Annotated in this window: 16 protein-coding genes; 13 read left to right on the top strand and 3 right to left on the bottom strand. The window is 67.6% G+C overall.

The window, feature by feature from the left end:
* Positions 1–81 precede the first annotated feature (81 nt).
* The 11 genes from RWO82_RS11665 (at position 82) to RWO82_RS11615 (ending at position 11,330) form a co-directional block, all read left to right on the top strand.
* A complete protein-coding gene (locus RWO82_RS11665; RefSeq protein WP_314427133.1) occupies positions 82–1,377 on the top strand; it encodes a sugar ABC transporter substrate-binding protein in 1,296 nt (431 codons plus the stop codon).
* Between the two features lie 82 nt (positions 1,378–1,459).
* Entirely contained in the window at positions 1,460–2,383 is a 924-nt protein-coding gene (locus RWO82_RS11660; RefSeq protein WP_314427130.1) for a sugar ABC transporter permease, read from the top strand.
* Positions 2,384–2,385: 2 nt separating this feature from the next.
* Positions 2,386–3,231: a carbohydrate ABC transporter permease gene (locus tag RWO82_RS11655; protein WP_314427127.1), complete on the top strand. Its 846-nt coding sequence runs from the start codon at positions 2,386–2,388 to the stop codon at positions 3,229–3,231.
* Between the two features lie 45 nt (positions 3,232–3,276).
* Positions 3,277–4,140 (top strand): ketose-bisphosphate aldolase, encoded by an 864-nt coding sequence (locus RWO82_RS11650; protein ID WP_314427125.1) that lies wholly within the window; start codon positions 3,277–3,279, stop codon positions 4,138–4,140.
* An 18-nt stretch (positions 4,141–4,158) separates the two neighbouring features.
* Positions 4,159–5,367, top strand: a complete 1,209-nt coding sequence (locus tag RWO82_RS11645; protein WP_314427124.1) for an ADP-dependent glucokinase/phosphofructokinase — start codon at positions 4,159–4,161, stop codon at positions 5,365–5,367.
* Positions 5,364–6,341, top strand: coding sequence for a carbohydrate kinase (locus tag RWO82_RS11640; RefSeq protein ID WP_314427122.1), 978 nt, complete (start codon positions 5,364–5,366; stop codon positions 6,339–6,341). Before RWO82_RS11645 ends, RWO82_RS11640 begins: the two co-directional genes overlap by 4 nt.
* A gap of 40 nt (positions 6,342–6,381) precedes the next feature.
* A complete protein-coding gene (locus tag RWO82_RS11635) occupies positions 6,382–6,894 on the top strand; it encodes a DUF3817 domain-containing protein (protein ID WP_314427119.1) in 513 nt (170 codons plus the stop codon).
* Complete coding sequence (gene guaA / locus RWO82_RS11630) at positions 6,891–8,477, top strand: glutamine-hydrolyzing GMP synthase (RefSeq protein WP_314427117.1); 1,587 nt, start codon at positions 6,891–6,893, stop codon at positions 8,475–8,477. Before RWO82_RS11635 ends, guaA begins: the two co-directional genes overlap by 4 nt.
* An 85-nt stretch (positions 8,478–8,562) precedes the next feature.
* Positions 8,563–9,501 (top strand): L-lactate dehydrogenase, encoded by a 939-nt coding sequence (locus tag RWO82_RS11625; RefSeq protein WP_314427115.1) that lies wholly within the window; start codon positions 8,563–8,565, stop codon positions 9,499–9,501.
* 115 nt (positions 9,502–9,616) lie between these two features.
* Positions 9,617–10,045, top strand: a complete 429-nt coding sequence (locus tag RWO82_RS11620) for a YciI family protein (RefSeq protein ID WP_314427112.1) — start codon at positions 9,617–9,619, stop codon at positions 10,043–10,045.
* A 1-nt stretch (position 10,046) separates the two neighbouring features.
* Positions 10,047–11,330, top strand: coding sequence for an RNA polymerase sigma factor (locus RWO82_RS11615; RefSeq protein ID WP_314427110.1), 1,284 nt, complete (start codon positions 10,047–10,049; stop codon positions 11,328–11,330).
* An 84-nt stretch (positions 11,331–11,414) separates the two neighbouring features.
* Here RWO82_RS11615 and RWO82_RS11610 read toward each other — a convergent pair whose 3' ends face one another.
* On the bottom strand, positions 11,415–11,687 hold the full coding sequence (locus RWO82_RS11610; protein WP_045279323.1) for a GlsB/YeaQ/YmgE family stress response membrane protein: 273 nt from the start codon (positions 11,685–11,687) through the stop codon (positions 11,415–11,417).
* A 159-nt stretch (positions 11,688–11,846) separates the two neighbouring features.
* Positions 11,847–12,773 (bottom strand): Bax inhibitor-1/YccA family protein, encoded by a 927-nt coding sequence (locus RWO82_RS11605; protein ID WP_314427106.1) that lies wholly within the window; start codon positions 12,771–12,773, stop codon positions 11,847–11,849.
* Positions 12,774–12,860: 87 nt separating this feature from the next.
* Here RWO82_RS11605 and RWO82_RS11600 point away from each other — a divergent pair, with 87 nt between their 5' ends.
* Complete coding sequence (locus RWO82_RS11600) at positions 12,861–13,847, top strand: glycerophosphodiester phosphodiesterase family protein (RefSeq protein WP_314427103.1); 987 nt, start codon at positions 12,861–12,863, stop codon at positions 13,845–13,847.
* Between the two features lie 8 nt (positions 13,848–13,855).
* On the opposite strand, the gene RWO82_RS11595 is transcribed toward RWO82_RS11600, so the two are convergent.
* A complete protein-coding gene (locus RWO82_RS11595; RefSeq protein WP_241794654.1) occupies positions 13,856–14,251 on the bottom strand; it encodes a YccF domain-containing protein in 396 nt (131 codons plus the stop codon).
* Positions 14,252–14,348: 97 nt separating this feature from the next.
* On the opposite strand from RWO82_RS11595, the gene RWO82_RS11590 reads away from it, so the two are divergent.
* A complete protein-coding gene (locus tag RWO82_RS11590) occupies positions 14,349–15,371 on the top strand; it encodes an ABC transporter ATP-binding protein (RefSeq protein WP_314427099.1) in 1,023 nt (340 codons plus the stop codon).
* Positions 15,372–15,396: the final 25 nt, after the last annotated feature.

The raw sequence follows: 15,396 nt of genomic DNA, 5'->3' as shown, positions 1-15,396 counted from the left end.
GCAAATGTCGGCATAACATGGCTCAAAACCGCACGAACGAGCATTGAAAACTGTGCGGCACGATCTCGAAGAGGAGAAGTGATGATCACAGTGGGGCGAGGGCGACGCATTCTGAAGCTCGCCGGCGCAGCGACAGCAGCCGTGACGGTCCTGGCCGTGGCAGGGTGTGCGGCAGGCGACAGCGCAACCGATGGATCCGATGGCGGAGACGTCACCATCGAGTTCGCTCAGTGGTGGGAGCCCGAGCTCCCCGACGGTGAGTTCCGGGCGCTCATCGACGAGTTCGAAGACGCGAATCCGGGCATCACGGTCGAGCTCGTGAGCGGACCGTACGCATCGACCAAGGAGCAGCTGTTCGCGGGCGCCGCCTCCGGGACGATGCCGGATGTCGTCGGCCTCGACGGCGCCTGGGTCAACGACTTCGCGTCGCAGGGAGTCATCGCAGACCTCAGCGCGCTGATGGAGGAGTACGACTACGACGACAGCGAGCTGGCCAGCCAGATCCAGGTCGACGGCGCCACGTACATGATCCCGGTCGTGAACTTCGTCTACCCGATGTTCACGAACGACACGCTGCTGGCCGAGGCGGGAGTCACCGCTCCGCCCACGACCCGCACGGAGTTCGCGGATGCGGCCTCGAAGGTGTCGGCGCTCGGCGGAGATGTCTCGGGATGGGTCCTCCCGCTCTCCCTGGAAGCACCGAACGGCGTGCAGAACGACGTCATGTCGTGGGTGTGGGCGTCGGGCGGCTCGATGCTGAAGGACGGCCAGCCGGATCTGACGAACGACGACGTGACCTCGGCGGTCGAGTTCATCGGCGGCATGTGGGACGACGGCTCGATCGCCTCGGGTTCCTTCACGATGAAGGAGCAGGACAAGGTCGAGGAGTTCACGAACGGGCGCGTCGGCATGATGATCGACTCGCTCGCGCACATCAACCTGATCCGTGAGACGAACCCCGACCTGCAGTTCTCGATCTCGGCGCTTCCGGCTGAGGACGGCTACGACGGCGAGCGGGGAATTCCCTACGCATCCTGGGGCATCGGCGTGGCCGAGAACTCGGAGCACAAGGAGGCGGCGTTCAAGCTGGTCGAGTTCCTGATGAGCGAGCAGACCAACTCCGAGCTCTCGACGATGGCCAACGCCTTCCCGGGCAACTCGACGTCGGTTCCCGGATTCGTGGAAGACGATGAGCTGTTCGCGCAGGCGTTCGAGATCTACCAGGCCGGCTACCCCGCGAACGAGTTCACCGGACTCCCTGTCGCGGAAGAGCTGATGCGCCAGCTCGGAGAGCAGCTGCAGTCGGCCTTCGACGGGCAGCAGTCCATCGACGACGCGCTCCAGAAGGCACAGGAGGAGTGGGTCGGCGAGTTCTGATCCTCCGTCTCCGACCTGAACGGGGTGCCGCATCGCGAGCAGAGCGGTGCGGCACCCGACCAACCAAGGAGCACCGGTTCCCATGAGCCTGAAGATGTCCGACGACACCGAGGTGATCGTCACAGGGGTCGCGCTGTCGCGGCGACGCCGTCAGCTGCGCAAGACCACGGAGTCGTACGGATTCCTCTCGCCGACGATCATCCTGCTGTTCGTGCTGATGATCATCCCGATCGTGATGGTGATCGGGTACTCGTTCCAGGACAACGTGATCCTGAACAAGTCACCGGAGTTCGTCGGACTCAGGAACTACGTCGAGATCCTCTCGGACGCCGGCTTCTGGAAGGCGACGGGCAACACCGTCCTCTTCACGGTGGTGAGCGTCGCCGCTCACCTCGTGCTGGGCCTGGCGTTCGCGATGATGCTCAACAGCCCGCTGCTCGGCCGATTCTCGCGCTCTCTCTTCCGGGCTCTCTACGTGCTGCCGTGGCTCTTCACGGTCGCGGTGATCGCCGTCCTGTGGCGCATGCTGCTCGCTCCGAACGGCGTCGTGAACTTCCTGCTCAACACCGACATCGAGTGGCTCGCCTCTCCGCAGCTCGCGCTGGGGACCATCATCTTCATCAACATCTGGGCCGGCTATCCGTTCTTCATGGTGAGCCTGCTCGCAGGCCTCCAGGGGGTCCCCGCCGAACTCCACGAGGCCGCGACCGTCGACGGCGCGAACAGCGTGCAGCGGTTCTGGAACGTGACCATCCCGCAGCTGCGTCCGATCATCATCAGCCTGGTGCTGCTCGACCTGATCTGGACCTCGCAGCAGTTCGCCCTCATCTGGATGACCACCGGCGGCGGACCGATCGACGTGACCGAGGTGCTCAGCACCTTCACCTACAAGCTCGCCTTCGCCAAGTACGACTTCTCGCTCGCGGCGACCTCCGCGGTGCTGGTCCTGCTCATGTCGATGGTGCTCGCCGTCTTCTACGTCCGTCACCAGAAAGCGAGGGACTGATCATGGCTCTCACCGCGCAGAACCAGCGCCGCGTCGCCAAGACAGGCGTGATGATCGGCCTCATCCTCGGTGCCGTGTTCGCCGCAGGCCCGGTGCTCTGGATGCTCTCGAGCTCGTTCAAGTCGAACACGCAGATCTTCGAGCTGCCGCCGCGGCTGCTCACCGACACGTTCTCGTTCGACGCGTACATCGCGATCTTCACCAACCCCGAGACGATGCGGTTCTTCTTCAACAGCTACGTGGTGGCCGGCTCGGTCACGCTCCTGACGCTCCTCGTCGCGATCCAGGCGGCCTACGCCTTCAGCCGCTTCGACTTCCGCGGCAAGCGCATCCTCAACGTCGTGATCGTCAGCGTGCAGGCCGTGCCGCCCATCACTCTGCTGATCCCGTACTTCGGACTGATGGTCGCCCTCGGCCTCTACAACTCGTATCTCGGGCTGATCCTCACGTACATGGTGTTCACGCTGCCGTACGCGATCATCATGATGACCGGCTACTTCAACACCCTGCCGAAGGAGCTCGACGAGGCCGTCCGCGTCGACGGCGCGGGGTCCATGACCGCGCTGTGGCGCATCCTGGTGCCGATCTCGATTCCCGGCATCGTGTCGGTCGGCATCTACACCTTCATGATCGCGTGGAACGAGTACCTGTTCGCGCTGACTCTCACCCGCACGATCGACATGCGCACGGTGCCCATCGGCATCCAGCTGCTCATGGGCCAGCACTCGTACGAGTGGAACCAGATCATGGCGATGAGCGTGCTCGGGTCCATCCCCGTGCTCATCCTCTTCCTCTTCTTCCAGCGGTACTTCATCAGCGGTCTCACGGCGGGGTCCGTGAAGAGCTGACCCCGTCCCGACGGATCAACGACCACCACGAAACAGGAGAATCACGTGCTCTACACCGGCAAATCCATCCTCGACATCGCGAATGAGAACAACTTCGCCATCCCGGCGTTCAACATCAGCGATTGGGCGATGTTCAACGGCATCATGGACATCAGCGAGGAGAAGGCCGCCCCGGTCATCATCGCGATCCACCCCGACGAGGTGTCGCACATCACGACCGACCTCATCGCCGCGATGCACTCGCGTGCGCACCGTTCGAGCGTGCCCGTCGCGATCCACTGGGATCACGGCGGCACCTACGAGCAGATCATCACGGCGATCAAGGCCGGATTCACCTCGGTCATGATCGACGCGTCGCTCCTGCCCTTCGACGAGAACGTCGCGCTGACCCGCAAGGTCGTCGACGCGGCTCACGCGGTGGGGATCCAGGTCGAGGGCGAGCTCGGCACGATCGGCGCGAACGACAGCTACGGCGAGTCCGGCGCGGCCGAGATCATCTACACGAACCCCGCCGACGCGGTGCGCTTCGTGGAGGAGACCGGCGTCGACAGCCTCGCGATCGCGATCGGCACCTCGCACGGCCTGTACCCGAGCGACAAGAACCCCGAGCTGCGCCACGACCTGCTCGAGGAGATCAAGGCGGCCGTCGGCATCCCGCTGGTGCTGCACGGCGGGTCGTCGAATCCGGATGCAGAGCTGCGCCGCGCGGTCGAGCTCGGGGTCAACAAGATCAACATCTCCAGCGACATCAAGGTCTCTTACCACGACCGCATGCGCGAGGTGCTCGGCACCGACCGCCGTCTGCGCGAGCCGAACGCGATCCAGCCGGCGGCGCTCGAGGCCATGAAGGTCACGGCTGCGGAGAAGATCGACCTGTTCGGCGCAGACGGCAAGGCGTCGCTGTACTGATCTGCGGACAATCGGAGGATGATCGGCGACGTGGACAGAACGCTCGTACTCGGACTCGGCGGCACCGTCGACTATGAGCTCATGTGGGATTCGTCGGTGTTCGACAGGCTTGCGCGCGCGCACGGCGTGCGGCGGCACGAGCTGACGACCACGGCGCCGATCACCGACGAACGCTCGCTGCTCGTGGCGGTGCTGGCATTCGTCGCCTCGGGAACCGGGGCGGAGCGGTTCGTCGCGTCGTCCGACGTCATCGAGGACTTCGTCTCGCACTTCGCGTACTCGATCACGCTCGGGGGCACCGGGGTGCGGGCGGGCCTCGTGCTCGATGCGCTCGGCATCCCGAGCGTGCAGCACCTCGTCAGCATCGACGACAACGTGCGCCGGCTGCTGCCGGAGTCGATGTCGTACATCTGCTCGGCGACGGAAGACACCCTCGATCCGCATCTCATCGTGCAGTACCCGGTCGGCGCGCACGTGCGGCTCACGGACGGTGACGTGCTGTCTCCGGCCGCGAATCGGCTCATCTTCGCGAACGATCCTCCGAATCGGGGGATGCTGCTGGCCGCCGACCTCCCGGCCGCACTCGAGAGCGCCGCGGTGTTCCTCGTCTCGGGGTTCAACACGATGCAGGACCACGACCTGCTCGAGCTCCGACTCGCCGAGGTGCGGCGGGCGATGGAGAGCCTCACGGACGACGCTCTCGTCTACTACGAGGATGCCGGGTTCTACCGACGCGAGTTCGCCGACACGGTGAGAACGCACCTGCTGTCCCGGATCGATGTGTACAGCATGAACGAAGACGAGCTGCAGGAGTATCTCGGCCGCAGGGTGAACCTCCTCGACGCGGGTGACGTCGTCCGAGCCCTTCGCGAGGTGCACGCGGTCATGCCCGCACCGGCCCTGGTCGTGCACACGCGCTACTGGGCGATCGCGATGGGGCCGGACGCGCATCGGTACCGTGGCGGGCTCGAGAGCGCCGTGAGCGTCGCCGCCACCCGCTATCGCGTGGGAGACGGACTGACCGCCGCCGACGTCGACGACACTCGGACGATGCCCCGGCACGGGGGAGGCGAAGCCCTCGTCGCCGCCGTCGAAGAGGCCCTGCCCGGCGCAGTCGGCATCGCCGCCTTCTCGGTCGACGTCGCCACGCCGACCACGGTCGGCCTCGGAGACACGTTCGTCGGCGGATTCCTCGCCGGTGTCGTGCGATCGAAGGAGAGCGTGTGAACCCCATCCTGCTGCCGTCGAACCGTCCGGCCGAGCGCTTCTACCGAGGCGGCGCACGCATCAGCGCCTTCCGCGGCGAAGAGGTCTCGGCACCCCGCGAACCGGAGGACTGGATAGGTTCGACGACCACGGTCAACGGCGAGCCCGAGCTCGGGCTCACCACGCTCCCCGACGGGCGTGTGCTGCGCGACGCGGTCGAGCACGATCCGATCGCCTGGCTGGGTGACGCGCACGTCGCCCGCTGGGGCGCGGACACGAGACTGCTCGTGAAGCTGCTGGATGCCGGACAGCGGCTGCCCGTGCACGCGCACCCTCACAACGACTTCGCCGCGACGCACCTCGGACGGGCGCACGGCAAGGCCGAAGCCTGGTACATCCTCCAGGGCGGCACGGTGCATGTCGGCCTGAGGGGAGACGTGGACGCCTCGGTGCTCGCCGATCTCGTGACGCGGCAGGACGTCACCGCGCTGCTCGGTCTGCTGCACGAGATCGAGGTGGCCGCGGGCGACGTCGTCTGGGTGCCGCCGGGCGAGCTGCACGCGATCGGCGCGGGTATCCTGCTCCTCGAACTGCAGCAGCCCGAAGACCTGTCGATCCTGCTCGAATGGCACGACTTCGCGATCGACGGTGCCGCGCTCGGCCATCTCGGGCTGGGTTTCGATCTCGCGCTCGCCGCGGTGAACCGACGGGGGCGATCGGACGCCGAGATCTCGACGCTCGTGAGCACGGCTCCCGCATCCGGATCCGTGCTGCCGGCCGCCGCCGACGGGTACTTCCGACTTGATCGCCTGCCGGTCGACGGGGCCACCGTCATCGAGGAGGGGTTCTCGGTCGTCGTGGTGATCGAGGGGCAGGTCGAGGTCGAGGGCACGCCTCGATCCGCGGGGTCCACTCTGCTGGTGCCGCATGCGGCGGGAACGCTGGAGGTGCAGGGTCACGGCGAGCTCCTCGTGGCGCGTCCACCGCGGCCCTGAGCCGGAATCGGCGCGGATTCTCCCCGGCTAGACTGGTGTCATGCCCGAACCGAAAGTCGCCAGCTTTCCGGCGATCCGCGGTGCGCTGAAGTTCTACCAGATCGCGTCGATCATCACCGGAGTCATGCTGCTCCTGCTGTTGGCCGAGATGGTGCTGAAGTACACGCCGATCCACCTCGAACTCTTCGCGGGAGGCTCGGGCGGATTCCTCTGGTTCGCCGGAGTCCTCGCGGGTCCTGACTGCCAGTGGTGGTCGTTGTTCGCGCCCTGGACGAACTCGTGCGAGATGACCTCTCTGGGCGACGGCGTCAATCTGTCGCTGTTCATCCTCGTCGCACACGGCTGGTTCTACGTCGTGTACCTCTTCGCGTGCTTCCGCGTGTGGAGCCTCATGCGTTGGCCGTTCCCTCGCTTCATCCTGCTCGCGCTGGGTGGCGTCGTCCCGCTGCTCTCCTTCTTCATGGAGGCGATCGTCGCACGCGAGGTCAAGACCTATCTCTCCACCCGTGAGGCCGCCGAGGCCTCCGCCCCTGCCACGGAAGGTGTCCGGTGACCGAACAGTCCGAGACCCAGCAGCGCCCTGCACTCGTCGTCGATTTCGGCGCACAGTATGCGCAGCTGATCGCCCGCCGAGTGCGTGAGGCCGGCGTCTACAGCGAGATCGTGCCGCACACCGCCACGGCCGCCGAGATCGCAGAGAAGAACCCGGTCGCGATCATCCTCTCGGGTGGTCCGTCGTCGGTGTACGAGGAGGGCGCACCTCGCCTCGACCCCGCCGTGTTCGATCTCGGCGTGCCGACGCTCGGCATCTGCTACGGCTTCCAGTACATGGCGCAGACGCTCGGCGGCGAGGTCGCGAACACCGGCCTCCGCGAGTACGGCGCGACGGACGCCGTCATCTCGGGCGACGGCGGCACGTTGCTCGGTGGGCAGCCGACGGAGCAGAACGTGTGGATGAGCCACGGCGACCAGGTCGCCAAGGCCCCCGAGGGCTTCGACGTGCTCGCGACGACCGATGCCACCAAGGTCGCGGCCTTCGCGAACGAGGAGCGCGGCTTCTACGGCGTGCAGTGGCACCCCGAGGTCAAGCACTCCGACCACGGCCAGCGCGTGCTCGAGAACTTCCTGCACAAGGGCGCCGGGCTCGCGTCGGACTGGAACAGCGACAACGTGATCGCCGAGCAGGTCGAGCGCATCCGCGAGCAGGTGGGTGACGCGCGCGTCATCTCCGCGCTCTCGGGCGGGGTCGACTCCGCCGTCTCGACCGCCCTCGTGCACAAGGCCATCGGAGACCAGCTCACCGCGGTGTTCGTCGACCACGGCCTCCTGCGCAAGGGCGAGCGCGAGCAGGTCGAGAAGGACTACGTCGAGTCCACCGGAGTGCGTCTGATCACGGTCGACGCGGCAGACGTCTTCCTCGGCCACCTCAAGGGGGTCACCGACCCCGAGGAGAAGCGCAAGATCATCGGCCGCGAGTTCATCCGCGCGTTCGAGAAGGTGCAGCTCGATCTGGTCGCCGAGGCGAAGGCCTCGGGTGGCGCCCCGGTGAAGTTCCTCGTGCAGGGCACGCTGTACCCCGACGTCGTCGAGTCGGGCGGCGGCGCAGGCACCGCGAACATCAAGTCCCACCACAACGTCGGCGGACTCCCCGACGACCTCGACTTCGAGCTCATCGAGCCGCTGCGCGCCCTGTTCAAGGACGAGGTGCGGGCGATCGGCCGCGAGCTCGGCATCCCCGAGGCGATCGTGGGCCGCCAGCCGTTCCCGGGCCCCGGTCTCGGCATCCGCATCATCGGCGAGGTCACGCAGGACCGCCTCGAGATCCTCCGCGAGGCCGATGCGATCGCCCGCGAAGAGCTCACCAAGGCCGGGCTCGACCAGGACATCTGGCAGTGCCCCGTCGTGCTGCTCGCCGACGTCCGCTCGGTGGGTGTGCAGGGCGACGGCCGCACCTACGGGCACCCGATCGTGCTGCGCCCGGTGTCGAGCGAGGACGCCATGACGGCCGACTGGACTCGTCTGCCCTACGACGTGCTGTCGAAGATCTCGAACCGCATCACCAACGGCGTCCGCGACGTCAACCGCGTCGTGCTCGACGTGACGTCGAAGCCGCCGGGGACCATCGAGTGGGAGTGACGCAGGAGCTCCCGCGCCGATGAGATGAACGGGCATGGACCATGGCGGTCTGTGCCCGTTCGCCGTCTTCGGGCAAGATGAGCGTATGACGAAGGCACGGACGAAGATCACGGTGATCGGTGCAGGCAGCGTGGGGGTGAGCGTCGCGTACGCCACGCTGATCCGGGGGAGTGCCGCCGAGGTCGCGCTCTACGACATCGCGACCGACAAGGTGGATGCCGAGGTGCTCGACCTCGCCCACGGCACGCAGTTCACCTCGGCGGCGGTGAGCGGCGGGTCCGACCTCTCGGTCGTCGACGGCAGCGATGTCATCGTGGTGACCGCCGGCGCGAAGCAGCAGCCGGGACAGACCCGGATGGAGCTCTCGGGCATCAACGCGCGGCTGCTCGAGAATCTCATGCCGCAGCTCGTCGAGCGAGCGCCCGACGCGGTGTTCATCATCGTCACGAACCCCGCCGACGTGATGACGGTCGTCGCGCAGCGCGTCTCGGGGCTGCCGCCCCACCGGGTCTTCGGCTCCGGCACGGTGCTCGACACCTCGCGACTGCGCTGGCGCCTGGCGCATCGGGCGAACGTGAGCACCGCGAGTGTGCACGCCGACATCGTGGGCGAGCACGGCGACACCGAGTTCCCGCTCTGGTCCAACGCCACGATCGGCTCGGTGCCGATCCTCGACTGGCCCGCCGACGAGCCGTTCACCGCGGAGGAGCTCGACAGGATCGCGATCGAGGTGCGGGATGCCGCCTACGCCGTGATCCGCGGGAAGGGCGCCACCAACCTGGCGATCGGTGTCAGTTGTGCGCGCATCGCCGAGGCGGTGCTGCGCGATGAGCGCGCGGTGCTCCCGGTCGCGACGGTGCTCGACGGCGAATACGGTCTGCACGGCGTGGCGCTGTCGGTGCCCTCGGTCGTGGGCGCGGCGGGTGCCGTGCCGCTCGCGGAGACGCCGATGAACGACCGCGAGCGGGCTCTGCTGCACGCTTCCGCCGACGCGATCCGGGCTGCCGTCGAGGAGCTCGGCTGATCGCACCGAGAATTTCTTCGAGAAAGTTCGTCGAGGATGTCGATCTGCGTCATCCCCGTTCGACGTCATGAATGAGAGGGCCGACAGGCGGCCCCCACCCACCGAGGAGAACACCGTGAAGTACATGCTGATCATGCGCTCGAACGACGACGCGGTCGAGGCGTACAAGGAGATGCCTTTCGACGAGGTCATCGCGGCGATGGGGGCGTACAACGAGTCCATGATCAAGGCCGGCGTGCTGACCGCAGGGGAAGGGCTCAGCGACGCCTCCGAAGGCTTCGTCGTGGACTTCAGCACCGAGAAGCCCCTCATCACCGACGGCCCGTACGGTGAGACCAAGGAGCTGTTCAACGGTTTCTGGATCATCGAGGTGTCCAGTCGCGAAGAGGCGGCGGAGTGGGCGAGCCGCGCGCCTCTCGGCGCAGGATCGTTCCTCGAGGTGCGTCGAGTGACCGATGAGTCGGACTTCCCGGCGGACAACGAGTGGATCGAGAAGGAGAAGGGCTGGCGCGAAGAGGAAGAGGCGCGTCGCGCGCAGCAGTGAGATGACCGACGACCGCGAGACGGCCCGCTCCGCACCCGACGAGGGGGCGCGGCAGGCCGTCGCCGCCGTGTGGCGCATCGAGTCGGCCAAGATCGTCGCGACCCTCACCCGGGTGGTCGGCGATTTCGGCCTCGCCGAGGATCTCGCGCAGGAGGCGCTGCTGGACGCGCTGCAGCAGTGGCCGGACGAGGGCGTGCCGCGCAACGGGGCCGCCTGGCTCACGGCGGTCGCCAAACGCAAGGCGATCGACGGCTGGCGGCGCCGTGAGCGCCTGGACGACCGGATGGCCGAGCTCGCTCACGACCTCGAGCGAGAGCAGGCGGATGCGGCCGGGGCGCCGCCCTGGGATCCGGATGCGGTCGACGACGACGTGCTGCGACTGATCTTCATCTCGTGCCATCCGGTGCTCTCGCGAGAAGCGCAGGTCGCGCTGACGCTGCGCGTCGTGGGCGGTCTGTCGAGCGAGGAGATCGCGCGGGCCTTCCTCGTGCCGACCGCTACCGTGCAGCAGCGCATCGTGCGGGCGAAGAAGACGCTCGCGGCTGCGAACGTGCCGTTCGAGATGCCTCCCCGAGAGGAGCACGCGGCGAGACTCGGATCGGTGCTCGGTGTGCTGTACCTGATCTTCAACGAGGGGCACGCGGCGAGCAGCGGCTCCCACTGGATGCGCCCCGAGCTGAGCGTCGAAGCCATCCGCCTCACGCGCGTGCTCGCGGCTCTCGCTCCGCGCGAGCGCGATGTGCACAGTCTCCTCGCGCTCATGGAGCTGACGGCGGCGCGGTTCCCCGCAAGGGTCGACGCCCGCGGTGAGCCCGTGCTGCTCGCGGATCAGGACCGACGCCGGTGGGATCGAGGGCGCATCTCGCGCGGTCGTGCCGCCCTGGCCGTCGCCGATGCGCTCGGGCCTGGTCGCGGTCCATACGGTCTGCAGGCGGCCATCGCGGAATGCCATGCGGTCGCGGCCTCGGTCGACGAGACCGACTGGGAGCGGATCGTGGTGCTGTACGAGGCTCTGGGGCGCATCGCGCCGTCGCCGGTCGTGGAGCTCAATCGAGCGGCAGCCGTGGCGATGGCGACCGGCCCTGCGTCGGCGCTGCAGATCATCGATCGGCTCTCCGCATCCGGTGCGCTGAGCGGCTACCACCTGCTGCCTGCGACGCGCGCCGAGATGCTCCTGCGCCTCGGCCGCCACGCGGAAGCGCGCAGTGAGTTCGCCGTCGCGGCGGCGCTGGCCGGCAACGCGCGCGAGCGGGCGGTTCTCGAGGCCAAAGCCGCAGAAGGGTGACCGCGCGCACACGAAGAACCGCCCTCACCGGAAGCGCTGCTTCCGACGAGGGCGGTTCTGTTCACTGCGCGATGCGCGGTGATGTCAGCTGCGGGCCTTGCTGCCGCGGCCCACGATCAGACCGTAGATCAGCAGCACGATGATCGAGCCGCCGATGGCGAGGAGCCAGGTGCCGAGGTCCCAGAACTCCGTGAGGGGACGGTTCAGGATCAGGCTGCCGAGCCATCCTCCGAGGAGTGCGCCCACGACGCCGAGCAGGAGGGTGATGAACCATCCGCCGCCCTGCTTGCCGGGAAGGATCAGCTTCGCGATCGCGCCTGCGATCAGGCCGAGAAGAAGGAATCCGAGAAAGCTCATGTTCAGCTCCTTTGTTTCGTGAGCCCGGGGGTGCCCGGGCTCGTGTAATCCATCGTGCCCTCTCAGGAAACTATCAGCCAACCCCTTGCGGGGAGGCCTCCGCATGTGCAAGAGGCCCGCCTCCGGAAGGAGACGGGCCTCGTGACGAGCGCGTGCGCGTCAGTTGTTGCCGCGGACGATCGCGATGATGCGCAGGATCTCGACGTAGAGCCAGACGACCGTGACCATGATGCCGAAGGCGCCGAGCCAGCCGTACTTGCGGGGAGCGCCGTTGCGCACGCCCTGCTGGATCTGGTCGAAGTCGAGCACCAGCGAGTACGCGGCCATGATGACGACGAGGACGCCGATGATGAGGCCCAGCGGAATGCCCATGATCTCGGCGCTGAGAAGGCCGAAGGCCTGCTCCTGCGGCAGCACGCCGGTCCACATCAGCACGAGGTTCAGCAGCGAGAAGACGAGGTAGCCGATCATCGCGACCATGAAGATCTTGGTCGCCTTCTTCGAGGCGCGGATCTTTCCGCTCGCGAAGAGTGCCAGCGTCACACCGACGACCGAGACCGTGGCGAGGGTCGCCTGCAGGACGATGCCGGGGTACAGCACCTCGAAGAACGCCGAGATGCCACCGATGAAGAGGCCCTCGAAAGCCGCGTAGGCGAAGATCAGCGCGGGGCGCACCTTCTTGCGCGACGTGAAGGAGATCACCATGGCCAGCACGAAGCCGCCGAGAGCACCGGCGATCCACGGGAGCATGTTCGGCTGGAAGCGGTCGTACGGGTTCTGCTCCGGCGCGGCGACGCCGCCCAGCGTCCACACCCAGCCGACGGCTGCGGTGACGAGGAGGATCGCGAAGAGGCCGGCGGTCTTCCACACCGTGTCCTCGACCGACATGCGGTCGGTCTCGATGGCGCCGGCGGGCGGTGCGGCGTACATGCCCTCCAGCTGCGCGTTGGCGGCGGCGTCCATCGTCCCGTGCTGGAACGACGCGGCCTGTGCCCCCTGAGCGCCCTGCGGCGCACCCGGGTAGGTCGCGACATTCCGCGGATCCTGCTGCTGGAACGCCGGGTTGTTGAAGGCGAAGTTGCTCATGTGGGCCTCACTCCAAAGTGGGTTGTAGGTCTCTTCCCTCAACGATAGCCGGAATGCGGGTTCATCAGGGTGTCCTACGCTGAGAGCGTGCCCAGGAAATCGCCTCTCGTGATCGGGCATCGCGGTGCGCCCGGTTACCGCCCCGAACACAGTCGATCGTCGTACGAGCTCGCCCTGGCGATGGGGGTCGATGCGGTCGAACCCGACGTCGTCGCGACCAAGGACGGCGTTCTCGTCGTCCGCCACGAGAACGAGATCTCGGGCACGACCGATATCGCCGATCATCCTGAGTTCGCAGAGCGCAAGACGACCAAGCGGGTCGACGGCGAGGCGTTGACCGGCTGGTTCACCGAGGACTTCACCTGGGCAGAGCTCGCGACGCTGCGCAGCCGCGAGCGCCTCCCCGATGTCCGCGCGTCGAGCGCGAGCTTCAACGGGTCGCAGGCGATCCTGCGGCTGAGCGATGTGCTCGACATCGTGCGCGAGGGATCGATCGAGCACGGGCGCGAGATCGGCATCGTGCTCGAGATCAAGCACGCCACGTACTTCGCGAGCATCGGGCTCGACCTGGTGCCCCTGATCGAACGAGAACTGCGGGCTGGGGGCTGGGCGACCGGTGAGCTGCCTCTGATCGTCGAGTCGTTCGAGTCCACTGTGCTCGCGCAGCTCAAGAGCAGAGGCATCGCGGCGTCCTACGTCTACCTCATCGAGGCGTCCGGCCGCCCCTACGATCTGTTCGTCACGCACGGCTCCAGGGCGCAGACCTATGCCGATGCCGTCAGTGCGAGGGGCCTCGACGGCTGGGTCGGTGTCGTCGACGGCATCAGCGTCGACAAGCGGATGCTGCTCGCGCGGGGCAACACGATCGTCGCCGACGCTCATGCACGCGGGCTCACGGTCTTCACGTGGACGTGCCGCCCGGAGAACAGATTCCTGTCACCGGAGTTCCGAGGATCCGGAGGAAAGAGCGCCTACGGCGACTACGAGGGCGAGTGGGGGGTCATCGCGCGAGCCGGAGTCGACGGCGTCTTCGTCGACCATCCGGACCTCGGCGTGGGATTCTTCCGCGACTGAGCGCCGGATCAGAGGGTGCGATCGAATGCGCCGCGGCGCGACACGATCTCCTTGCCGAGGGGCATCAGCGAGACCGGCACCATCTTGAAGTCGGCGATGCCCATCGGGATGCCGATGATGGTCACGCACAGCAGCAGGCCCGACACGATGTGGCCGATCGCGAGCCACCAGCCGGCCAGGATCACCCAGAGCACGTTGCCGAGGAACGATCCGACGCCCGAGGTGGGCTTGCTCACGATCTCGCGACCGAACGGCCAGATCGCATAGCGCGCGATGCGGAACGAGGCGATCGCCCAGGGGATCGTCACGATCGGGATGCACAGCAGGATTCCCGCGAGCATGTAGCCGAGGAAGAGGCCGAGCCCGGCGAAGATCAGCCAGATGATGTTCAGGATGGTGCGCACCGGAAGAGTCTCGCACCGGTGGCTGGGCGTCCGCCGGTTCGCTGCGGATCGCTGCGGCCTCCCCGACCGGAGGCGGTGCCGATGCCAGACTGACCGCATGAGCGGAATCGTCGTCGATGGCGTCAGCAGATCGTTCGGAAGCGTCCAGGCGGTGCGATCCGCGACCCTGCGGGCCGAGCCGGGGCGGGTGACCGGACTCGTCGGTCCCAACGGCGCGGGCAAGACGACGCTGCTGCTCATGCTCGCGTCGCTCCTCGCGCCCGACCGGGGATCCATCCGCATCGCCGGGGTGGACCCTTCGGAAGACCCGCTCGCGGCACGCCGTCTGCTCGGGTGGATGCCGGACGCTCTCGGCGCGTGGCCCTCGCTGACCGCGCGCGAGACCATCGTCACGACGGCGCGGCTCTACGGCATCGCGCCGGCGGAGGCGGCGGCGCGTGCGTCGCAGCTGCTCGCGCTCGTCGATCTCGAGGCGCTCGCCGACTCGCCGGCCAAGGTGCTGTCGCGCGGTCAGAAGCAGAAGCTCGGACTCGCACGCGCACTCGTGCACGACCCGCAGGTGCTTCTGCTCGATGAGCCCGCGTCCGGTCTCGACCCGGAGGCGCGCATCCAACTGCGCGTGCTGCTGCGGCGATTCGCGGCCGAGGGACGCACGGTGCTGATCTCGAGCCACATCCTCTCGGAGCTCGAAGAGGTCATCGACGATGCGGTGTTCCTCGTCGCGGGGTCGGTCGTCGATGCCGGCCCCGCGCAGTCGACCGGCCGCGCCTGGAGGATCCGGTTCGTGGGGGCCGACGCCGCGCGGCAGAGCGCGGACTCCTGGCAGGTGGCCCAGACTCTCGGCATCCCCGTGGAGTCCCTCGGCGCCGACCGCGGGGGAGTGCTCGTCGGCTTCGAGACCGAGGGCGCAGCCGCGCTCGGACTTGACGCGCTCGTGCACGCGGGACTCAGGATCGCGGAGTTCGCGCCGGCACAGAGCGCGCTCGAGCACACGTTCCTCGCTCTCAACCAGCAGGCGGCTGCCGAGGCGGGCGCCGCCGTAGCCGCTTCGTCGGCGAGTTCGCGGACCGCGCCTCCTCCTCCGCCCACCGCCCCGAACGCCGAGGAGGCGGGCGCATGAGTCTCACGAACATCCGCATCATCGC

The organism is uncultured Microbacterium sp. (assembly GCF_963521645.1).
Taxonomy (GTDB): Bacteria; Actinomycetota; Actinomycetes; order Actinomycetales; family Microbacteriaceae; genus Microbacterium.
This window is presented reverse-complemented; position numbering and strand designations above follow the sequence as displayed.